Origin of the sequence: Acinetobacter sp. TY1, from assembly GCF_048551395.1 — a bacterium.
GTDB lineage: Bacteria > Pseudomonadota > Gammaproteobacteria > Pseudomonadales > Moraxellaceae > Acinetobacter.
This window is the reverse complement of the sequence record NZ_JBLYZK010000002.1, coordinates 104,957-126,474: the sequence shown is the minus strand read 5'-3', so window position 1 is coordinate 126,474 and position 21,518 is coordinate 104,957. Positions and strand designations below refer to the sequence as shown.

The window sequence follows — 21,518 nt, the reverse complement described above, 5'->3', positions numbered from 1 at the left end:
TCCTTATCACAACTCTGTCTATATATCTTCAGTATTATGACCTAAGTTTATGTATTTTGCTGTATTTACCCTGCATATATTATGTGATGACCACATTTCGTAAATGAATAGTGTTTTTACCCTATCATTTTTCAATTCAGCTATAATATCAATAAATATCCCCCGTCCGTCAAAAACAGTGGAAAAGTTGAATATGTCAGAGAACCGTAGACCTGAACAGGGTGTCAAACTGCGTGGTGCCGAAAAAGTTTCCCGTATACCTGTAAAAGTTATTCCAACGGTTGAAACGCCTCGAAAGCCCGATTGGATTCGTGTCAAAATGGCTGCGCCTGATGAAGTTCAACGCATTAAAACAACACTGCGCGCGCAAAAACTTCATACCGTTTGTGAAGAAGCAGCTTGCCCGAACCTTCCTGAATGTTTTGGTGGTGGTACTGCAACCTTTATGATTATGGGCGATATCTGTACGCGTCGTTGTCCATTCTGCGATGTGGCACATGGTCGCCCAAATGCTTTAGATGCAGATGAACCACGTCACATGGCCGAAACCATTTCAAATTTAGGTTTGAAATATGCGGTCATTACTTCTGTAGACCGTGATGATCTACTTGATGGTGGTGCGCAGCATTTCGTTGACTGTATTAAAGAAGCTCGTAGCTTAAGTCCAAAAACTTTACTTGAAATTTTGGTACCTGACTTCCGTGGTCGTATGGATGTAGCTTTACGTATAATGACGGAATGCCCGCCTGATGTGTTTAACCACAACATTGAAACTGTACCTCGTTTGTATAAAGCCATGCGTCCAGGTTCAGACTATCAGCACTCTTTAACTTTGTTAAAAATGTTTAAAGAATACTGCCCTGATGTGCCAACCAAGTGCGGTTTGATGGTCGGTATTGGTGAAACTGAAGAAGAAGTCATTTCTTTATTGGATGATTTACATGCACACGGCGTAGATTATGTGACTATTGGTCAATATTTACAGCCATCGAAAGAACATGCGCCAATCGATCGTTTTGTCACACCTGAAGAATTTGAGCGTTATACCGCTCATGGTCAAAAACTTGGTTTTCGTAATATTTGGGCTGCACCAATGGTACGTTCAAGTTACTTTGCAGATCGTCAATATTATGGTGAACCTGTTCCTGCGGTACGTCGTAAAGTTGATCCTGCTAAAAAAATTGCGGTACAAACGATTGAAGCTTAATTGTCAATAAGCCTCAAACATTGAAGAACAAAGCCCTCACCTGTTGAGGGCTTTGTTCTTACTTTTTAAATCTATTTTTCCAAATAAATATAACTGAAATTATGTACTTTACCGTCTAAAAATGTACGACCATTCGCCAATGGATTTGAATGATGATCGTTTTATGCTTAGAGCATTTTCCAATGAGCAAAAATAATGTCACAACAAGATTATGAAAATGGTTTAAAAGTCCGCACTGAAGTCATGGGTGAAAGTTTTGTGAAACGTGCACAAGATAATACCGTTCCATTCACACAACCTTTACAAGATTGGATTAATGAGCATGCGTGGGGTTCAACTTGGCAACGTGAAGGTGTACTTCCTCGTAAATATCGCTCACTCATAACTATCGCGTTCTTAACTGCGCAAAAAAGTCCAACTGAGCTGAAAGGTCATGTTCGTGGTGCTTTAAATAATGGCGCAACCGTTGAAGAAATTCAGGAAGTGTTGCTACACAGCCTGCCGTATTGTGGTGCACCTGCAACACAAGAAGCTTTTCGAGCTGCACTTGAAGTAATTAATGAATATCAAAAAACTAAATAAAATAGTTATTATTTTTAAATTTACGAGGAAGTAAAACTTTATTTACTTCCTTTTCTTAATAGCTGATTTTTTGAATTAAAACACTGAACAATTCAACTATACGCCTTATAACAACAGGCACTCAATTAAAAATATAAAATACATTTTTAAAAATTAACCATACAAATTCATTGAGTTATTTTTAAATAATATTCAAAAAAAAATTATCTTGGCATAAGGATTGCTTAAAAAGATTACCGCTCAGTGTATTTACTTTTTTACAGGTTCTTTTTTATGTCTCAAATTAAACTCTTTTCAGCTTCAATTTTATCTTTACTCTGTTTATCAGTTACACATGCTAAAAATGTCACTCATGATAATTTTAAAGTTTTAAATCAAATTACTGATCAGCCGACCTTATTAAAAGATGGTGAATATAAAGGAAATTATTATGTTCCTTCTACACTCAAAACAATTCAATGGGGATATTTACCCAACCGTGATGCAAAACCAGTACTGACTGTCGCGTCGGGTAGCACGGTGACCTTTGATACCATTTCACATGAGGGATTACTTGAAGACCAAGGGCGAAATGTAGAAAAATATTTTAAATCAAAGGGTGTAAATTCTGAGCAAATTCTCAGCGATGCTCAAAAAATTACCGCATCGGATCTTAAACATGACTTTCACAAAGATGGCCCACATATTGTCACTGGCCCTCTTGCAATTACGGGCGCTGAACCTGGTGATATTTTAAAAGTAGAAGTCATTAAAGTAGAACCACGTGTTCCCTATGGTGTTATTTCCAACCGGCACGGCAAAGGAGCTTTAGTTGGTGAATTTCCGAAACAAGTGCAACAAGCAAATGCATCCGCTGAACATCCTGAACGTTTCGGTAATGTCTCAATTTTTACACCGATTGAAAAAAATACCCAAGGTGAATATGAAGGGGTTTTAAAAACTGAAAATGGTAAAGCCATTCGGTTTCCGCTGTATCCATTTATGGGGATCATGGGGGTAGCTGCAAACACATCTGAACCAGTTCACTCAGTTCCACCTGCAATGTATGGTGGTAATATTGATATAAATGAACTCGGTGCAGGTTCAACAGCCTATTATCCAATTCAAGTCAAAGGTGCATTATTTTATACGGGTGATAGTCATTTTGCTCAAGGTGATGGTGAAGTTGCATTGACTGCATTAGAAGCCTCAGCCCGTGCAACGCTTAAATTCACTTTATTAAAAGCAGGAAAAGATAAAATTCCAGGTAAAGAGATTAAACAACCTTTGGCAGAAAATGCTGAATTTTGGATCACACCTGGTTTAGATGAAGACTTAGATGAAGCCATGAAAAAATCAACACGAGAAGCAATCCGTTTCTTAAATAAAGAATATGGTATTGATGAAGCAATCGCCTATGCTTACCTCAGCGCTGCCACTGATTTTGAGGTTTCACAAGTTGTTGATAAAACAAAAGGAATTCATGCCAAAATTAGAAAAGCTGATTTTAAAGAGTTTGCAAATGAGTCATCCATCTTAAAATAATTACGATATCCAGATTGTAAGATACAACATCACTTGTTTTTGGTTATGTTGTATCCCACTCTTTATATCCTAATATTTAAAGTTCATTTTTTTCAGAATCTTAAGACTATATGTTTAAATATTTTTTGATTACTTTTCTAATAACATCAATGTGCTATTTAAAATCTAAAAGATAATTGTTATCATTTGCCTTAATACTTACACAAATTTACATAGCATTATGCAAAGCCAGCCCGAATTAAATGCAGGTACAGTACTTAATACAGATCGCTTTAAGTATCTTTCCCCATTACTGACTTATCGTCTAATGATCAGTTATCGTTTTCTACTCGCTATTGTCGGTGGTTACGCCTTAGCAAGTTATTCTGCAATCGTCATTGCAAAAATATTTGCAGAACAGCGCGCCGATGCTGTACTTAGTGCAACCTTACTCGCTTTTTGTATTTATTGTGCTGCATTTATTTGGGTGTTTATGGTGAAAAAAACACTAAAAGCAACTTTAGGCATTGTTCTCCCTACGCTTATTTTATGGGCAACAACGATATTTGTAGGGAACTAATATGCGGATAGATGACAAAGTTGAAGGACCGCGCCAATCAATGTCATGGCTACATACATGGGCAAGTCTAATTTTAGGTTGGTTACTCTATGCAATTTTCCTGACAGGGACGTTGAGTTTTTTCCAATCTGAAATCTCTGTTTGGATGAAACCAGAAACACATCAATCTGTACCAGACACATCCCAAGTTAAGCAAACAGAAGTGGCTTTAGCTTTTTTGCAAAAAAACTATCCAGATGCTGGCAGTTGGTCTATTCAACTTCCAAATCATCGTCAAACCACAACTGAACTAAATATTCGAAAACAAGGTGAAGACTTACAAGCAAGACGGGGCGGTGAACGAGTGACAATTGACAGTGCAACAGGTACTGAAATTGATACACGTGATACTCGTGGTGGAAATTTTTTATATCGCTTCCACTTTGAATTATATGGGTTGCCTCGTATTTGGGCACGCTGGATTGTTGGTCTTGCAACCATGCTGATGTTAGTCGCTATTGTCAGTGGTATCATCACACATAAAAAAATCTTTAAAGATTTCTTTACTTTCCGCTCAGGCAAAGGGCAACGTTCATGGCTCGATGCACACAATGCCACAGCAGTATTTGCACTTCCCTTCCACTTAATGATCACCTTAAGTGGTTTATTATTACTAATGTTTACACTTATGCCTTGGGGGGTGAATCAAGTTTATGAGAGTCGCCAAGACTTTTTAAAAGATCAACGTGCCGGGCTAATTCAACAAGGTTCAAATAAAGCACCGTCTGATCGTGCACAAAATGCTCAGAACATGCGTTCTGACAATGAAAATCAGCAAGGTCGAGGTGAAAGGCGTGGAAAAGGTCAACAACAAAAGCAATCTGCACCTTTAACAGCACTAGAACCCATTATTACTGCAACACAAGCAAAGTGGAGAAATAATCCAATTGCATCGATTAATATTGTTGCACCCAACACGAATAAAGCCACGATTGAACTACGTGCTTTACACGGCGAAAGTGTGGCTCATCGTAATGTGTATGCAAGCTTAAAATACAATGGTGTGACAGGTAAAGATATCTCCAATGATGATGCTCAACTGAAAAATCCATCTATTCCAACAGGTATATACAATGTCATTACAGTACTTCATGAAGCACGTGGTGTAGACTTGGCATTACGTTGGTTATTATTTTTCTCAGGTATTCTGGGGACATTAATGATTGCAACAGGACTCATCTTATGGTGTGTAAAACGCGCACCACAACAACAAAAACAAGGTTATAAATCGTTTGGCTATCGCGTAGTTGAAGTCACTAATATTGCAGCCATTATTGGTTTACCGATTGCGTGTTCTGCCTATTTTTATGCGAATCGCTTTATTCCTGCCGATTTAGAACTACGTCTCAATTGGGAAATTCGCACTTTCTTTATCGTTTGGTTACTTACTCTCATTTATGCCATGTTACGACCGCATCGTCAGGCTTGGTTGGAGTTATTGGGACTGGCAACACTTGCCTACCTATTATTACCAATAATTAACGTTATGACAGGTGGTCAGGCTTTATGGAACAGCATTGCTCATGAACAATGGATGATTGCGACTTTTGATTTGATGTGTTTATTATTGGCAATATTATTTGCATTTAGCTTTTATAAAGTCAAAAAGCATCAAGGACTACCAAAAAAAGTAAAAGCTCCCACTCGCCAAACTCAGGAGAGTAGAACAGCATGATTGACTCAACTTTCATTTGGTTTCTATTTATTTGGTCGATCAATAGTGCAGGCTTACTTTCTATTGCTGCAAGCATGTCTAAACATCAAAAACAGATTTTTGGCCATGAACTCAAACCATTACATACTCGTATTTTTAAAATTGCAGGTTGGGTCTTACTTATTCTTACCCTTGTCTTATGTACGACACAAGGACATTGGAGTACGTATATCAGTTATTGGATTGGGACTCTCACTTTTGCAGCGCTCTTTAGTGGTTTGTGTTTGAGTTATTACCCTCAGTTTTGTAAAAAAATTGGCTTATTTACCCTTCTACTCGCCAATGCTTGCCTGATTTCAGCCTTATTTTAATACTTAAACTTTAATACTTAAATTTTAAGTATTTTTATTTTTACGCATTAAAGCCAATCTTCGGATTGGCTTTTTTTATACAAAGCATTACGCTATAGCGATTCTATTGTTGTGATTTTATTATGTCTGATCTTCCAATTTCTCCCGAGCTTTATAACCGTGCAATGGCGGGCAACCGTGAAGCTCAATTTGAACTCGCAGAAATTTATATGCAAAGTGAAAATGATGACCACATAGAATTAGCTGAAGAATGGGCACTAAAAGCTGCACAATTGGGACATGTTGAGGCAATGTATTGGTTAGGCGAAGGCTATACAGCCTATGCCAAAGATCTATTAGAAGAAGATCCTGCTGAAGCAAAAACTTATTTTGAACATGCACATCGCTGGCTAGAGCAAGCAGTCAAACAGCAACACCCTGCTGCAATTTTTGAGCTAGCCAATTTTTACCGTCGTGGTGATGTGGTTGAAAAAGACATTGCTAAATCAATCGAAATGCTCGAACAAGCTGCAAAACTCGGTGAAGTGCAAGCCATGCGTGATCTTGTTGCGATTTATGAACATGGTTTAGGTGTCGATATTGATGATGAAAAAGCTGATTTTTGGGCAGACCAAGCTCAACAAGCTGATCTGCAATAAATTCTGCCTAATACAATCAGCCTTCTCTCTCCAAATCTATCTCAAAGCACTACCGTGAGACAAAAGGCTGATTTAAAATCGTAAAAAAGTTGATCCTGATGTAAATATCCCTAACTGACTTTCTAAAATATGCTGCCAAATTTAGAGTAATTTTATTGGTTTTTAGCGTTTTAAAAACTTAAAGAACGCATGATCAAATCAATCATAAAGTAAAAATTAATTAAAATTCAAAATCTTACAATTTTATTCTAAATCAAGTTTGATTTACCTAAAAATCTTTTGCGACTTTGGATGTATCCACAAGAGACAAAGAACACTTTATATCTATCTCTATACCTCTTTTACTCATCTGAAAGCTATGTCTTTGTCTCTTCAATTTGATACTTTTGACAACCCTATGTACCTGAAAAAAGTCGGCAATTGGGTGATCACTTTTTTAAATTCAGTCGAACAAAATACAACTCAACCCATCCGATTAAGCATTCGCTCAGTATTGCCTATTCAACTCTCAGATAGTATTCAACCACGCTCTATTGAAATCTATCAATCAAACGATGAAAACATATGGCATGTTGAAAATGCAGCTTTTTTTAATAGTCATAATCAGCAATTTCATACAATTAAATTCCAACACGACATGATGCTGAAAATTGTAGAAACAATAATCGCCGAATTCAAACGCTACGATGTTGATATTCAACTACTGAGTTAAAACATAGCATTTTTAAAAAAATAAATTGTTCAAGCGCCTTACCCGCCTCGGTGGTTTTTTTATATCTTAGATTCTCCGATGAGCTATCAAAAAAACACGATTTATCGTTTTTATCGGTCGTCAAAAATATCATTTTTTAAGTTTTCGCTAGCTTTTTAAGAAAACATCTACTTTTAAAAGTGCTACAATACCGAATATATAAAATTCTCTCCGGCTCCCATGTGTGGTGCCTATTTCGAAATAGTTAGGATTAGCAATGACTGATAATGCAACGATTTTGCAGAATGTACCAGTAGGCAAAAAAGTCGGTATCGCCTTTTCTGGTGGTCTAGATACTTCAGCAGCTTTATTGTGGATGAAACAAAAAGGCGCAGAACCTTATGCTTATACAGCAAATTTAGGTCAACCTGATGAAGATGACTATGATGCAATTCCACGTAAAGCAGAGGCTTATGGTGCTGTTCTTGCACGTTTAGTCGATTGCCGTTTACAACTTGCATTAGAAGGTATTGCTGCAATTCAATGTGGCGCATTCCACATCTCTACAGGTGGCGTACCTTATTTCAATACGACTCCATTGGGTCGTGCTGTTACAGGTACTATGCTTGTAACTGCAATGAAAGAAGATGACGTTAACATTTGGGGTGACGGTTCTACTTATAAAGGTAACGATATTGAGCGTTTCTACCGTTACGGTTTATTGACCAACCCTGCGCTTAAAATCTATAAGCCTTGGTTAGACCAGACCTTTATTGATGAGCTTGGCGGTCGTGCGGAAATGTCACAATTCCTTATCGATAATGGCTTTGACTATAAAATGTCAAAAGAAAAAGCCTACTCAACAGATTCAAACATGTTGGGTGCAACACATGAAGCAAAAGATCTAGAATACCTCGATGCTGGTATCAAAATCGTTGATCCAATCATGGGCGTTGCATTTTGGAAAGAAGATGTAAAAATTGAAGCTGAAGAAGTTTCAATCACTTTCGAAGAAGGCTTCCCTGTTGCATTAAATGGCAAACGCATTGAAGATCCAGTTGAATTCATTCTTGAAGCCAACCGTATTGGTGGCCGTCATGGTCTAGGTATGTCGGATCAAATCGAAAACCGTATCATCGAAGCAAAATCTCGTGGTATTTATGAAGCTCCAGGTATGGCGCTTCTTCATATTGCTTATGAACGTCTTGTAACAGGTATTCATAACGAAGATACTATTGAACAATACCGTATCAACGGTTTACGTTTAGGTCGCCTACTTTATCAAGGTCGTTGGTTCGATTCTCAAGCGCTTATGCTTCGTGAAACTGCACAGCGTTGGGTTGCAAAAGCAATCTCTGGTACTGTGACTTTAGAACTTCGTCGTGGTAATGACTATACGATTATGAACACTGAGTCTGAAAACCTTACTTATGAAGCTGAGCGTTTGACGATGGAAAAAGGCGATTCTATGTTCTCTCCTATGGATCGTATTGGTCAATTGACTATGCGCAACTTGGATATTACAGATACTCGTGCAAAATTAGGTATTTATACAAATACTGGTCTATTGGCTGTTGGTTCAGGTTCTGCTGTACCACAACTTAAAGATAAAAACTAATACATTTAATCTAATTGATTAAACAAAAAACCGCCAAAATGGCGGTTTTTTGATGTCTCATTTTTATAATAATACGTTAAAAATTAATTAAGCCACATCATCAAACTCGTGCACTCCATAACCTTTGACTAACTTATTTTTCCAAAATACAAGTAACTCAGACTGATCGTTCTAATCAAGATGAGAATCTGATTTAAAACACCCTCATAATTCTGGTGCTGTTTTTTTTAAATATCAAAAATAAATATGACTCATTTAGGATTCTGTATCAGATATTTCCAATTATTTTAAAATCTTTTAAAAACAAGTATGTTCCACCATATCAAGGGTGCCGCAACAGAAGATGCCTTTACATATGAATTACTCAAGAAATTTAACCACAACGCCCGACTGTACTTTACGACCAAGATCATTTGCATCCCAATTGGTCAAGCGAATACAACCATGCGATGCTGTTTTTGAAATTAATGATGGATTGGGAGTACCATGAATACCAAAAGAGGGTTTGCTCAGTGCAATCCAAATATTTCCAACAGGTCCATTTGGTCCCGGTGGTAAAGTCAGCGGTTTTTTATTGCCACCTTGCACAAAGTTTTTCGGCGAATAACCATAATAAGGATTCGGTGCAACTTTTACGACTTTATGCGTTCCTTTTGGCGATGGCGTATCTGATCCACCAATGGTCGCTGGAAATGATGCGATCAAATGGTTTTGAGTATTAAATAAATAAAGTTGTCTTGCCCCTTTATGCGCAACAATGAGGCTCACATCGGCAGGTAAATCATTGCGTACATTCGGGACAATAATTTTTTCACCGACAGTTTTAAAACTTACTTTCGGGTTTAAATGACGTAAAAACTCTTCATCAATATGAAATTTTTCACCTAACATTTCGGTGACACGGGTGTAATACAAACCTGGCATTTTGGCTTGTAATGCATAATTACGTGGAATACTTTTCGCATAAGGGCCTTTCAAATCCTGTGCTGTAATCGTGTATGTTCCATACGCCGCAGTCTTTTGTTTTGAAACTAAACTATCCCATGTTTGTTTAGTTAACTCGCCCGTTACAGGAAAACCATTCATCTGCTGATAAGCTGAAAGTGCTTTTAGAAAATTCTTACCGCTTTTTGCATCGATTGCACCAGGTGAAGCATGTAAATTATTCAACATTACTTGTGCACGTGCATAGGTTGGAAATTGACCACGCCCCAAATTACCCCAAGTAGCGTTATTTATACTCTCTAACGTCCAATTGACCTTTGCAACAGGCGGAGCAACTTTTTCAGCACTTTGTGTTGTTATACTTTGCACAACTGTTTTCGTTACTTCATTTTTCACACTTGCAAAAGAATGTACAGGCAATGCCATAAAAATAATGCACATTGTTAATCGTTTAATCTTTGACTCAAAAATACCCATAAAACTTCTCTAATGATTTAAAAGAATACGTATCTCTTAAATTAAATTTTAAAAAATTAAATACCTACATTCACAATTTATTCAATATGACTTCAAAAATCTGTCTCACCTATACAGAAGATGATTTTCCTCAAACATAGAAATTCAGCATTTCAAATACCAAAACACATGAATAGGCTGATATTATTTCAGCTGGCTATTTATATTAAACAAGAGAACATTCCTTGTCCTTTGACAAAATTATAGTCACAAACATGAATAATTTCACACTTTTTTAATATTATTTTAGATAATTAGTGGTTTTTATCCTATAAAACTCACATTTTGCTCAATCTGCCTGAATTTCATTGATTTTACAAATATTATTCGTACTTTAATATGAAATTTTTCCAACCATAAAATACTTTATATCTAAATAAATATTAGAAGCATTATCCATAATAAAACAGTTGGTTAAAATTAAAAAAACGGCTCGAATAATACAAATTGCGGTTATCTTTTTGTGTTGAATCGATTATTATCTATTTTATTTTTTGATGTAATAATTGCCTTGAACACGATTACTCTGCTTCAGCCAGATGACTGGCATGCTCACCTCCGTGATGGACTTGCTTTGCAACGTACTGTTCCTGACTTAGCGCGTCAATTCTCCCGTGCTATCTGTATGCCAAATACAGTTCCTCCTGTAAAAACTGTTGAAGAAGCAAATGCCTATCGTGAACGAATCATGGCGCATGTCCCTGAAGGCGTTCACTTTGACCCACGTATGGTGTTGTATTTTACAGACCACACAACACCTGATGAAGTCAAAAAAATCAAAGAGTCTGCATTTGTAAATGCAATTAAATTATACCCTGCCGGTGCAACCACGAATTCAGACAATGGCGTGAGCGATATTCGTAAAGTATATAGCGTCATTGAGCAACTTGAAGAGCATCAAGTTCCATTGTTATTACATGGTGAAGTCACACATAATCATGTCGATATTTTTGACCGTGAAAAACGTTTTATCGATGAAGTACTTGCCCCACTTTTAAGACAATTTCCGAAATTAAAATTGGTACTTGAACACATCACCACAAGTGAAGCAGCAAACTTCGTTCTTGAGCAAGATCGTAATGTTGCAGCAACCATTACCCCACAGCATTTATTATTTAACCGTAATGATATGTTGGTTGGTGGCGTAAAACCTCATTTTTACTGTTTACCTATTTTAAAACGCCAAACACATCAGCAAACTTTGCTTGAAGTGGCAACCAGTGGTAATCCTAAATTTTTCTTAGGCACTGACAGCGCGCCACATTCTAAAGATGCTAAAGAAAATGCCTGTGGTTGTGCAGGTTGCTACAGCGCACCAACCGCGATTGAGCTTTATGCACAAGCATTTGATCAAATGGGTCGTATTGAGCGTTTAGAAGGCTTTGCAAGTCACTTTGGTGCAGACTTCTATGGTTTGCCACGAAATACGAGTACAATTACCCTCGTGAAAGAAGATCAGGTAATTCCTGAAAGTTTAGACTACTTGGATGGTGAAAAAATTATCCCGCTCTATGCAGGAAAAACCATCCATTGGAGAAAGGTGTGACAACTGAAATACAACCTGTAATTGGTCAACGCTTCCGTGGTTTTTTACCCGTCGTTGTTGATGTTGAAACTGCAGGTTTTAATTCTGATACGGATGCATTGCTAGAAATTGCATGCATTCCTATTGTTTATGATGCAGAAGGAAAATTTGTTCCAGGTCAAGCACATCATGCACATATCAATCCATTTGAAGGTGCAAATCTAGATCGTAGATCGCTTGATTTTATTGGTGTCGATCCATTTAACCCGATGCGCATGGCAATGGCAGAAGACGAAAAAACAGCGCTTAAACGCATGTTCAAAGCCGTCAATGAAGTTCGTAAACAGCAACACTGTACGCATGCCGTACTTGTTGGTCATAACGCTCATTTCGACCTCGGCTTTGTCAAAGCCGCAATTGCACGTACAGGCACTAAAAATCAGAATCCTTTTCATAGCTTTTCTGTTTTTGATACTGTGACCTTAAGTGCTGTGATGTTTGGACAAACGGTACTCGCAAAATCATGCATTCAAGCTGGAATTGAGTTCGATGGTAAAGAAGCACACTCTGCTTTATACGATACTCAAAAGACTGCTGAACTGTTTTGCTATATTTTGAACAAACTCGCACCTCACTTACTTGACACCTTGATGACGGATCACTAAGATACCGTCATCTTCTAAACGTCCCTATCGTCTAGAGGCCTAGGACATCGCCCTTTCACGGCGGTAACCGGGGTTCGAATCCCCGTAGGGACGCCATCTATTTTTTCGCTGTAAAAATATCACCTCTCTTATCTTATTATTTTTTCTACTTATCTTAGAATAGATTTTGGACGACTTTTTTTATTTAATGTTCAATTAATCAACAAACCATATATAAATATTAGCCTATATGGCTTAATTTTTACATTTACACTTGAAAAAAACCAAACACCCACGATTTAATAATGTAAGTTCACCCAATTGACTCTGTGCACATGAATAATCACAACAGCCCTGAAATTATAATCATTGAAGATCAGAATTTTGGCAGCCATGTAGAACACTGGTCGCTGCTAACAGAACACCCCTCAACTGATGTACCTAAGTGGATGGGTGAAGCTCTCAATTCCCCTGTTATGCCTATGGGCATCTGCTCACAAGAATGCGATATGGATCAAGCCATTTGGCTCATTCAAGGGCCACAGCAGCAAACCATTCAAATTGCACAAGTGATTGCCGTTGAAGATGGGAAACCGAAAGCGGTTAAAACAGCATTCCCATTTTTTGAAAGCCCTTATACGATGCATGCAGAGATTGAACGCATTATTACCTGCAAATCAAATACGCAAGCTGTTTTAAGCCTCAAGCTCAATGCCAATAGTACAGTGTATGCTTTTGACAGCTTATATAGTGTCAATCATGCCAATTATAAAAAAAATCAAACCTATAAAGTTCAACTCAATGCTTTTGCTTATGAATTGGAAAAAGTATCTGATCATGAGCAAATCATTGTCGATGATCCAGCTTCAATTAAACATCATCGTGCTTTAAATGAAATTTTGTCAGAAAATAACGGGGTTGCACCTGCCAATTTGCAAGAACTTATTGATGCATGGGAGCCAAAATCTGAAGATGATAAAGCACCCGTCACTGTCGATTTTTCCAAAATGGTGGCTTATTTGTATGGCGAAACCCTTGGGCAGGAAGATGAAGCATGGTTCCAAGGCAAAATTGTCGGCAAAACACAGACTGAATTTCAACAATCTGAATTTACACTCTATGATGTCACACTAATTTTAGAAGAAGATCAGCCTGCAACACTAATTCGTATTGCCACACAAAATCCAGCTTTTAAAGATTTTGAAATTGGACAATATATTCGTGGCAATCTTTGGATTCAAGCGAATATATATGCAGAAGCCAAAGCCTAAACAGTCAAGTTTTGAGTGATATAAATAAGAAAGAGGATAAAATACCAATTTTTATCCTCTTTTTAATCAGAATTTTGAATGTTTATTCTCACCGAACATAATGGCATATTTCCCTCTTTAATAATGATCTCTTTCAATCAAAGCAGAAACACCTGCCCATTATGATTATAAAATAGATGATAAATTTAATTCTTTAACTTAAAAAATTCTGCTGATTGTTATCACTTATTTATTTTTATTGAGCATATAATTAGCTACATATTAAAAAATAAAAATAGTAAAAATATCAATAATTCATAATGAATAAGATCTTAAAATAATTTAATCAGTAACTTGGAAACATTACTGTATATAAATCACCCAAATCTTTTGTCTAAAAAATTAGGTTATCAATTCAAGATACCGCTCATATATTTAATGCCGTTTAATAAAATATTTAAATTATTGTTATTTATTTAAGTTTGTACTTTAATTGATCAAAGAAATATGTTAAAAATGTGACAACACAGGATTGAACAATAATTTCAAAATCCAGGCTTAGCAATGAAAATCACATCAGAACAAACGACCGATTTAATACATTCCCCTCGTACATTTGTGCTACGTATTGATAGGGGTGGTTTCTGCTTTTTTATTTTAGGGATGTTTCTTACTGCAATGATATTTAATTATCTTGGTATTTTTCCATCACTTCACTAATCACTCGATTTTGCATTAAAAAACCCTCATAAAGAGGGTTTTTTAATGCATTTTCAATTAGACTGACTTAGCCATTTCGCTTAGCAAAATCATCCATAAAGTTAACTAATGCTTGCACACCTTCAAGTGGTACAGCATTATAAATACTTGCACGCATACCACCGACTGAACGGTGCCCAGCAAGATTGAGTAAATGATTTTCTTCCGCTTCTTTCAAGAATAACTTATCTAAATCAGCATTTGCCAATGTAAATGGTACATTCATAATTGAACGGTTTGGTGTTGCAATCGGATTTGCATAGAAATCACTAGAATCGATGTAACCATACAATAATTGTGATTTTGCCAAGTTCACTTGATGCATTGCATCCACACCACCTTGCTCAAGTAACCATTCAAATACTAAACCTGATAAATACCATGCATAAGTTGCAGGTGTATTCACCATAGATTCATTTTTCGCTTGTGAACTATATTTCAACAAACTTGGAATTTCAGGTTTCGCTTGATCAAGCAAATCATCACGTACAATGACTAATGTTAATCCAGCAGGACCGATATTTTTCTGCGCACCCGCATAAATCAGACCAAATTTAGAGACATCAATCGGTGCAGATAAAATACTTGAAGACAAGTCTGAAACCAATGGTTTGTCAGTTACAGGGATATTAGCAAATTGAATACCACCAATCGTTTCATTATCGGCGTAATGTACGTAGGCAGCATCATTTGACAAGTTCCATTGGCTTTGATCTGAAATAGCCAATTTTCCGTTAATTCTTGTACCCGCTTCAATAATATTGATCTCACCATAGCGCTGTGCTTCTTGAGTCGCTTTTTCTGACCAGATACCCGTATGGATATAATCTGCTTTATTATTCTTGCCCAATAAATTAAGTGGAATTGCAGAAAATTGTAGCGATGCGCCGCCCTGTAAGAACAGAACTTTATAATTCTCAGGAATATTCATCAACTTACGTAAATCAGCCTCAGCTTTTTCAGCGACAGCAACATAGTCTGCACTACGATGGCTCATTTCCATGATGGATAAGCCTTTACCACGCCAATCTAATAACTCTGACTGAGCTTTTTCTAAAACGGCAGTAGGTAATGCAGCAGGACCAGCACAAAAATTGTACGCGCGCATGATTTTTCCCTTTTTAAAGTGAAACGAATGAAATAGGCGCATTTAACCACAATTTGGCTTTTCTTGCAGTAGCTTTGTCAGTCAAACTTTCAATGTGTTTAAAGATTTAGAATTGATATTTCAATAAGAAAATTTAACTAGATCTGCCTACTTGGTGTTAAATCACTCACTGAAAGAGACGTCAGCTTTATAGAGCAATAATTTTCTGCATACTGAAAAAATTCAACAAAGCAGTACTCTCGTTACTTTTTACTTTCTACATACTTCATAAAATTATCTAAAATTGCCTGCCACCCTGCTTGCTGTTGCTCAAGTGGATATTCATGTTCAGGATCAAAACTGATTTGTACTAAAACGGCCTGATCTTTTTGCTGAAAAATAATCTCTGCATTACGCTCACCAAATGAATAGGCAATTTTCTCATGGGGGATAATTTCAGTATATGTTCCTGCAAAATCAAAACCTATACTGCCATCTTTGGCTTCCATACGATTTGAAAATTGCCCACCAACTCTTAGATCATTGACTGAATTGACCGTATGCCATTCAGGTGAAGCTGTATTCCATTCTTGAATATCTTGAGGATTGTTATAAGTATTCCAAATAAGATCAATGGGTGCCTTAATTAAAGATTCAACTGTAATTTTTGCCATTTTTATTTTCCTTATACACAATTATGTTCAATTTATCTTAACGATAAAAATTTAAAAGTACATGAACAAAAGTGTATATCGACTATACATACATTAGATTTTTAACAATCACATGTAAACTACAAAACGAAACACTTTAAGAGATTGATTTAGATTACTTATTCTAGTCATTCAGGGTTAGAATAAGTTTAAATGAAGTCAGATGTGAAAGATTATGTTTTTCAAAACGACGCAAAATATGTATAACCAAAAAGTACAAACACGTCTGAAATTTTTGCTTCTTTGCTTTACAGGAGCCACTCTCAGTCAACTAACTTATGCTGAGTCGCTTAGCTATGTCCAAGCAGAACAATATTTTATTGAACACTCATATACTACTCAAGCAAATATAGCTTTAAATCAAGCAACAAAACTTCAGGCAGAAGCGGTCAAAAATATTGGTTTACCTAGAGTTGACCTCAATGTCCGTGCTTATAAATTTCACACTGAAACTGATATTCCGCTAAATGGTGTAAAAAACAATCTAGAGCAATCACTCTCTCAAGGTGTAAATGATCATATTGACCAATGGCAATCACAAAATAATATTCCATCAACAATTGTAGACCCTTTAAAACAAGGTCTGACACAAGGAATACAAAATGGTGTGGGTTTAATTCCAGATAAAGCCAATGTCATTTTAGAAGATGAAGTGATACGCCCAACTATTTCTGTCATGATGCCGCTTTATACAGGTGGTGTTACGACCGCTACCAAAAATATCGCCCATTTAAATGCTGAACGCAGTGAGTTAAATAGTAAACAGCAGCAAGATATACAACGATTTGAAATGATTCAATCTTATTTCAATGTCCAATTACAACAACAACTTTTCGCTTCAAGCCAATTCAACTTAACGTCCATGCAAAAGCATTATGATAATGCTCTAAAACTAGAACAAGCAGGATTTATTAGCAAAGGACAGCGTATGCAATTTGAGGTTGCTCGTAACAATGCCCAACGTGTCAATCAAAATGCCTTTTCCAATTTACAATCGAGTCAATTTCATCTGAAAAACTTACTCAACCAATCATCCATCGATAAATTAACTACGCCACTTTTTGTTAATCGCGAACAAAGCCAATCAGTACAACAACTTTTGGCTAGTTATTCTGAAAGCTCAAGCTTAGTTAAAAAACTACAAACGGATACTCAACTCGCGAATGAAAATATCAAACTACAAAGTGCGAGTAAGAAACCAACGTTATTCGCATTTGGTGAATACAGTTTAGACTCAGATCAAAATTGGATTGTTGGTGTTGCTGCAAGATATAACTTATTTTCAGGTTTAGATAAAAATAAAAATGTGCAAGCCGCTCAACTGCAAAAACAAGCAACAGAACTACTCACTGCACGCACTCAACAAGAAATTGAAAATATTATTTATAAATCTTATAGTGAACTACATTCAGCACAACAAAATAATCAGCTTCTACAAAATAATGAACCTGCTGTAATGGAAAACTTAAGAATTCAACAGCTTTCTTTTAAAGAAGATATGGGAACTGCTACACAAGTTATTGATGCTCAAAATCAACTCAGTATATTGAAAGCAGAAAAAGCACTCAATTCCTATAAATACATTATGTCACTCGCGACGTTACTTCAAAGCCATGGTAGTTTAGAACAATTTCAAAATTATATTCATCAATCTAATACTGATTATATTCGTTAATGGAGTATGTTGAATGACTCAAGATCCTAATACACAGACACCGCCGAATGAATCTGTAGATGAACAAAGTACTACAGTTGATCCAAGCACATCACACTCGGCAACAGATCAATTGCATCACAACCTAGAAACTGATGTTGAAAATGTATCAACTGATCTGCCCATTCAAAATACTCATGCAGAAAAACCCTCTAAATATAAAATATTATTACTTTGTATTCTTATCCTTGTTGCTCTGGGTTTTATTGCATTTGGTTTATGGAAAAGCTATCAACCGCAAATTATTGATGTACAAGGACGTGTAGAAGCCGAGACGTTACATGTCAGCACAAAAATTCCCAGCCGAATTGAAGAAATTTTTGTACATGATGGACAAGCCATTGAAAAAGGACAATTACTCGTTACATTAAGCAGTCCAGAAATTGAGACAAAAAAACAGCAAGCATTAGCAACTTTACAATCGGCTTTAGCCCTGCAATCTACTGTTGAGCGGGGTTCACAACAAGAAAATATTGATACGCTTTATGCAAATTGGCAAAGCCTAAAAGCTCAAGAAAACCTTGCTCAGACAACCTATCAACGAGGTCAGAATCTTTATACTCAAGGCGTCATTTCTAGACAGCGTCGTGATGAAATGTTTGCAGCTGCACAGTCTGCAAAAGAACTATCCGAAGCTTCTCGGCAACAATATTTACGTGCTAAGCGTGGTAGTACAGAACAGCAAAAGTCGGGAGCAGATGCACAAGTAGAAATTGCCAAAGCTGCTGTAGCAGAAGCCAATGCACTCGAATCAGAAACACGCTTATTTTCCCCTATTCAAGGTATTGTTTCTAAAACTTATGGAAAACCGACAGAACTCGTCGCAATTGGCGTTCCTATTGTCAGTATTATTAAAGATGAAAAATGGGTGAGCTTAAATATTCGTGAGGATCAGTATAGTCAAGTTTACCAAGCAAAATCTCTTGAAGGTTATGTTCCTGCTTTAAACCAGAATTTCAGATTTCAAATTAAAAACATTGATGCCGAGGGTGATTTCGCCACAATTAAAACCACGCGTCAAAGTGGTGGTTATGATATTCGTAGCTTTAAAATTCATCTGACCCCACCTAAAGAAGCTGAAAATTTAAAAGTTGGAATGAGTGTCATCTTCAAGTTAAAACAAGGTTCTGCACAAGCAGAATAAATTTAAGGCGAGTCAATGACTGGATAATTATTCATGCTCAGCACCATCAAACGTGAAATTAGATATTTACTCACGCATAAATGGGATTTATGCATGGTGAGTCTAGCGCCGTTATGCATTATTATTCTGTTTTGTAGTATGTTTTATTCAGGTAAAGCTGAACATGTACCTATTGCTATTATTAATCAAGATCATAGCGAACTGAGTCATACGATTGAAAAGTATCTTAAACTAAATACAACATTGCACGTACAACAGATTTCTGAAGATCAAACAGAGGTAGAGAAAAATTTAAATCAGACCCGAATCTGGGGTTATGTAATGATTCCTGAGGGTGCTGAACAACGCTTAGTCAAAGGAGAGGATGCACAAATTAGTATTGTCTATAACCAGTCCTATTTTAGCATTGGCAATACTATTTCTTCAGCAATGTTATTGTCCACAGTTCAAGCTTCTACTGATTTTTTAAAAAATAATTATTTTGTAAATGAAATACCTTATATCGATATTGATACAGCACATATCAAAATTTCCCCTCTTTTCAACCCGAATTTAAATTATGAACTTTATCTTGAACCATTCGTAATTCCTGCGGTTTTACATTTATTATTATGTTGTTGTATTGCCTTTTCAGTTGGGCAAGAACTCAAACTAAATACCACTCAACAATGGAGAGATTCAACAACAGTACTTCAAGCCATTTTTGCCAAAAGCTTCGTTTATGTGATTATTTTTTGCTTTTGGACATGGTTATGGATGTTTTGGTTAATTGTTATTCGAGGCTGGACAGTCGCAGGGTCACTGAGTCTTATTTTATTTGCTCAGTTTTTATTTTATCTCGCTTATGCATTAATTAGTGTGACTGTTGTTCTTGCTACAAAGAATCTTTCAAAAACTTTTGGTTTTCTTGCTGTATATGGTGGCTCTTCTCTGAGCTTTGCAGGTGTTACTTTACCTTTAAATAATGCACCACTTTTCACTAAATTTTGGTCAAACATTATCCCTTATACACCTTATGCAAAATTACAAACTGAACAATGGGTCATTGGTAGCCCACCAACTACTTCACTTACTCCTTTATTCATTCTCACGTTATATTGTATTTTTTATTTAGCAATATCTGGCACCCTACTCAAAAAAATTATTTGGGGAGCAGTCAATGAAAAATGAGCAATTCATAAAAATCATCACTTTTTGGAAGCAAGTTGGGCAAGACTATATTCAGACCTTTAAGAATATTGCAGGTAATTTTTCAATTTTAACCACGATGATTCTATCTGTAATTTTCTATAGTTTTTTTTATCCAATTGCCTATAAATCACAGACCGCAGAACAATTACCTATCGTAATTGTTGATGAAGAACAAAGTGTACTCACAACCCAACTCATTACAGCAATTAGTAATAGTCCAAATGTAGCCATAATCGATATTAGTCATAATTTTGAAGAAGCTAAATATCTGGTACAAACACAAAAAGCTGATGGAATATTACTTCTTCCAGAACACCTTTCAGAAAGCCTCATTAGAGGAGAAACTGGAGGAATTGGACTTTACCTAAGCGGTGCTAATTTTTTAAAAACTAAACAAATCGGCTTAGGAATAGCAACAGCCGTTGAAAATACTATTGCTGAATATCTTTCTCGTTTTGCACAAGTTACACATTTTTCACCTGCTCTACCTATTCACCAAATCCCACTTTTCAATACTTTATCTGGTTATGGTAGTTATATATTCCCCGCTGTAGCACCACTCATTATTCACCAAACAGTATTACTCGGTTTATGTATGCTGATTGGTGGATACCGTGAAAAACAATGGCGTGCTTCTCGTGCTGAATTTTTAGCTATTTATTTAGTGGCTCTTACTATTGGGACTTTGGGCTGTCTCTATCTTTTTGGTTTCACTTTTTGGCTAAATGATTATCCTAGAGGCGGAAATTTCTTTGGAATGCTTTGCGCTGTACCTATTTTTATTAGTGCAGTCATTGGGCTTGCCTTCTTCATTGCAAGTTATTTAGATACCTCTGAACGTGCAGGACATCTCATTGTCTTTAGCTCTGTACCTTTATTTTTATTATCAGGAACGGCTTGGCCCTTACAAGCCATGCCTGAATGGATGCAAATGTTTTCTCAATTACTACCATCCACTCAGGGTATCAACTTGTTTGTACAACTTAACCAAATGGGGGTATCAACTCAATTGATATTACCTAAATTAATTTATTTACTATTTATCTCATTAATTTTATTAAGTTTATCTTGGTATCGCCTTGGAGTATTCATAAAAAAAATACATAAATAAGCCAACTTACATCTATATATTAAATTAAACTAAATT

At 36.3% G+C, this 21,518-nt stretch carries 19 protein-coding genes and 1 tRNA gene; 17 read left to right on the top strand and 3 right to left on the bottom strand.

All coding sequences use genetic code 11. From position 1 onward, the window contains the following. Nucleotides 1-193 precede the first annotated feature (193 nt). The 9 genes from lipA (at nt 194) to argG (ending at nt 8,883) form a co-directional block, all read left to right on the top strand. Nucleotides 194-1,207 (top strand): lipoyl synthase, encoded by a 1,014-nt coding sequence (gene lipA / locus ACK2M2_RS02015; RefSeq protein WP_409512150.1) that lies wholly within the window; start codon nt 194-196, stop codon nt 1,205-1,207. Nucleotides 1,208-1,402: 195 nt separating this feature from the next. Next, nucleotides 1,403-1,789, top strand: coding sequence for a carboxymuconolactone decarboxylase family protein (locus ACK2M2_RS02010; protein ID WP_419345952.1), 387 nt, complete (start codon nt 1,403-1,405; stop codon nt 1,787-1,789). Nucleotides 1,790-2,062: 273 nt separating this feature from the next. Continuing rightward, entirely contained in the window at nt 2,063-3,313 is a 1,251-nt protein-coding gene (locus tag ACK2M2_RS02005) for an acetamidase/formamidase family protein (RefSeq protein ID WP_419345951.1), read from the top strand. A 220-nt stretch (nt 3,314-3,533) separates the two neighbouring features. Continuing rightward, nucleotides 3,534-3,872, top strand: coding sequence for a hypothetical protein (locus ACK2M2_RS02000; RefSeq protein WP_419345950.1), 339 nt, complete (start codon nt 3,534-3,536; stop codon nt 3,870-3,872). A gap of 1 nt (nt 3,873) precedes the next feature. Beyond that, nucleotides 3,874-5,586 carry a PepSY-associated TM helix domain-containing protein gene (locus ACK2M2_RS01995; RefSeq protein ID WP_419345949.1) on the top strand — a complete coding sequence of 571 codons (1,713 nt, stop codon included), beginning with the start codon at nt 3,874-3,876 and terminating at the stop codon, nt 5,584-5,586. After that, nucleotides 5,583-5,936, top strand: a complete 354-nt coding sequence (locus tag ACK2M2_RS01990; RefSeq protein ID WP_409512145.1) for a DUF3325 domain-containing protein — start codon at nt 5,583-5,585, stop codon at nt 5,934-5,936. The genes ACK2M2_RS01995 and ACK2M2_RS01990 overlap by 4 nt, the downstream gene beginning before the upstream one ends. A 122-nt stretch (nt 5,937-6,058) precedes the next feature. Next, entirely contained in the window at nt 6,059-6,574 is a 516-nt protein-coding gene (locus ACK2M2_RS01985) for a tetratricopeptide repeat protein (RefSeq protein ID WP_409512144.1), read from the top strand. Nucleotides 6,575-6,932: 358 nt separating this feature from the next. Continuing rightward, nucleotides 6,933-7,286, top strand: a complete 354-nt coding sequence (locus ACK2M2_RS01980) for a hypothetical protein (protein WP_409512143.1) — start codon at nt 6,933-6,935, stop codon at nt 7,284-7,286. A gap of 256 nt (nt 7,287-7,542) precedes the next feature. Next, entirely contained in the window at nt 7,543-8,883 is a 1,341-nt protein-coding gene (argG, locus tag ACK2M2_RS01975; protein WP_409512142.1) for an argininosuccinate synthase, read from the top strand. Between the two features lie 360 nt (nt 8,884-9,243). Here the strand turns inward: argG and ACK2M2_RS01970 are convergent, their stop codons facing one another. Continuing rightward, nucleotides 9,244-10,254 (bottom strand): L,D-transpeptidase family protein, encoded by a 1,011-nt coding sequence (locus tag ACK2M2_RS01970; protein ID WP_409512178.1) that lies wholly within the window; start codon nt 10,252-10,254, stop codon nt 9,244-9,246. A gap of 601 nt (nt 10,255-10,855) precedes the next feature. Here ACK2M2_RS01970 and pyrC point away from each other — a divergent pair. The 4 genes from pyrC to ACK2M2_RS01950 all read left to right on the top strand — a co-directional run bounded on the left by pyrC (nt 10,856) and on the right by ACK2M2_RS01950 (nt 13,784). Then, on the top strand, nt 10,856-11,890 hold the full coding sequence (gene pyrC, locus ACK2M2_RS01965) for a dihydroorotase (protein WP_409512177.1): 1,035 nt from the start codon (nt 10,856-10,858) through the stop codon (nt 11,888-11,890). Then, entirely contained in the window at nt 11,875-12,534 is a 660-nt protein-coding gene (gene rnt / locus ACK2M2_RS01960) for a ribonuclease T (RefSeq protein ID WP_409512141.1), read from the top strand. The genes pyrC and rnt overlap by 16 nt, the downstream gene beginning before the upstream one ends. Nucleotides 12,535-12,554: 20 nt before the next feature. Next, a tRNA-Glu gene (locus ACK2M2_RS01955) sits at nt 12,555-12,630 on the top strand. A 218-nt stretch (nt 12,631-12,848) separates the two neighbouring features. Further along, entirely contained in the window at nt 12,849-13,784 is a 936-nt protein-coding gene (locus ACK2M2_RS01950; protein ID WP_409512140.1) for a hypothetical protein, read from the top strand. 766 nt (nt 13,785-14,550) lie between these two features. On the opposite strand, the gene serC is transcribed toward ACK2M2_RS01950, so the two are convergent. Together serC and ACK2M2_RS01940 are read right to left on the bottom strand one after the other, a co-directional pair. Further along, complete coding sequence (gene serC / locus ACK2M2_RS01945; protein ID WP_419345948.1) at nt 14,551-15,630, bottom strand: 3-phosphoserine/phosphohydroxythreonine transaminase; 1,080 nt, start codon at nt 15,628-15,630, stop codon at nt 14,551-14,553. A 242-nt stretch (nt 15,631-15,872) separates the two neighbouring features. After that, nucleotides 15,873-16,283 (bottom strand): SRPBCC domain-containing protein, encoded by a 411-nt coding sequence (locus ACK2M2_RS01940; RefSeq protein ID WP_419345947.1) that lies wholly within the window; start codon nt 16,281-16,283, stop codon nt 15,873-15,875. A gap of 214 nt (nt 16,284-16,497) precedes the next feature. Between ACK2M2_RS01940 and ACK2M2_RS01935 the strand changes: the two genes are divergently transcribed. The 4 genes from ACK2M2_RS01935 to ACK2M2_RS01920 all read left to right on the top strand — a co-directional run bounded on the left by ACK2M2_RS01935 (nt 16,498) and on the right by ACK2M2_RS01920 (nt 21,482). After that, nucleotides 16,498-17,997 (top strand): TolC family protein, encoded by a 1,500-nt coding sequence (locus tag ACK2M2_RS01935; RefSeq protein ID WP_419345946.1) that lies wholly within the window; start codon nt 16,498-16,500, stop codon nt 17,995-17,997. Between the two features lie 112 nt (nt 17,998-18,109). Further along, the gene (locus ACK2M2_RS01930) at nt 18,110-19,180 is read left to right on the top strand and encodes an HlyD family secretion protein (RefSeq protein ID WP_419346027.1); all 1,071 of its coding nucleotides are present in this window, start codon (nt 18,110-18,112) and stop codon (nt 19,178-19,180) included. A 33-nt stretch (nt 19,181-19,213) separates the two neighbouring features. Next, nucleotides 19,214-20,350 carry an ABC transporter permease gene (locus ACK2M2_RS01925; RefSeq protein WP_419345945.1) on the top strand — a complete coding sequence of 379 codons (1,137 nt, stop codon included), beginning with the start codon at nt 19,214-19,216 and terminating at the stop codon, nt 20,348-20,350. Further along, nucleotides 20,340-21,482: an ABC transporter permease gene (locus ACK2M2_RS01920; RefSeq protein ID WP_409512134.1), complete on the top strand. Its 1,143-nt coding sequence runs from the start codon at nt 20,340-20,342 to the stop codon at nt 21,480-21,482. Before ACK2M2_RS01925 ends, ACK2M2_RS01920 begins: the two co-directional genes overlap by 11 nt. Nucleotides 21,483-21,518: the final 36 nt, after the last annotated feature.

Coding starts and splice junctions, on each gene's coding strand:
- ACK2M2_RS01985 (WP_409512144.1), top strand. CDS start 6,059: ATGTCTGATCTTCCAATTTCTCCCGAGCTTTATAACCGTGCAATGGCG.
- ACK2M2_RS01925 (WP_419345945.1), top strand. CDS start 19,214: ATGCTCAGCACCATCAAACGTGAAATTAGATATTTACTCACGCATAAA.
- ACK2M2_RS01990 (WP_409512145.1), top strand. CDS start 5,583: ATGATTGACTCAACTTTCATTTGGTTTCTATTTATTTGGTCGATCAAT.
- serC (WP_419345948.1), bottom strand. CDS start 15,630: ATGCGCGCGTACAATTTTTGTGCTGGTCCTGCTGCATTACCTACTGCC.
- lipA (WP_409512150.1), top strand. CDS start 194: ATGTCAGAGAACCGTAGACCTGAACAGGGTGTCAAACTGCGTGGTGCC.
- ACK2M2_RS01950 (WP_409512140.1), top strand. CDS start 12,849: ATGAATAATCACAACAGCCCTGAAATTATAATCATTGAAGATCAGAAT.
- ACK2M2_RS02010 (WP_419345952.1), top strand. CDS start 1,403: ATGTCACAACAAGATTATGAAAATGGTTTAAAAGTCCGCACTGAAGTC.
- ACK2M2_RS02000 (WP_419345950.1), top strand. CDS start 3,534: ATGCAAAGCCAGCCCGAATTAAATGCAGGTACAGTACTTAATACAGAT.
- ACK2M2_RS02005 (WP_419345951.1), top strand. CDS start 2,063: ATGTCTCAAATTAAACTCTTTTCAGCTTCAATTTTATCTTTACTCTGT.
- ACK2M2_RS01980 (WP_409512143.1), top strand. CDS start 6,933: ATGTCTTTGTCTCTTCAATTTGATACTTTTGACAACCCTATGTACCTG.
- ACK2M2_RS01995 (WP_419345949.1), top strand. CDS start 3,874: ATGCGGATAGATGACAAAGTTGAAGGACCGCGCCAATCAATGTCATGG.
- ACK2M2_RS01920 (WP_409512134.1), top strand. CDS start 20,340: ATGAAAAATGAGCAATTCATAAAAATCATCACTTTTTGGAAGCAAGTT.
- ACK2M2_RS01970 (WP_409512178.1), bottom strand. CDS start 10,254: ATGGCATTGCCTGTACATTCTTTTGCAAGTGTGAAAAATGAAGTAACG.
- ACK2M2_RS01940 (WP_419345947.1), bottom strand. CDS start 16,283: ATGGCAAAAATTACAGTTGAATCTTTAATTAAGGCACCCATTGATCTT.
- ACK2M2_RS01935 (WP_419345946.1), top strand. CDS start 16,498: ATGTTTTTCAAAACGACGCAAAATATGTATAACCAAAAAGTACAAACA.
- argG (WP_409512142.1), top strand. CDS start 7,543: ATGACTGATAATGCAACGATTTTGCAGAATGTACCAGTAGGCAAAAAA.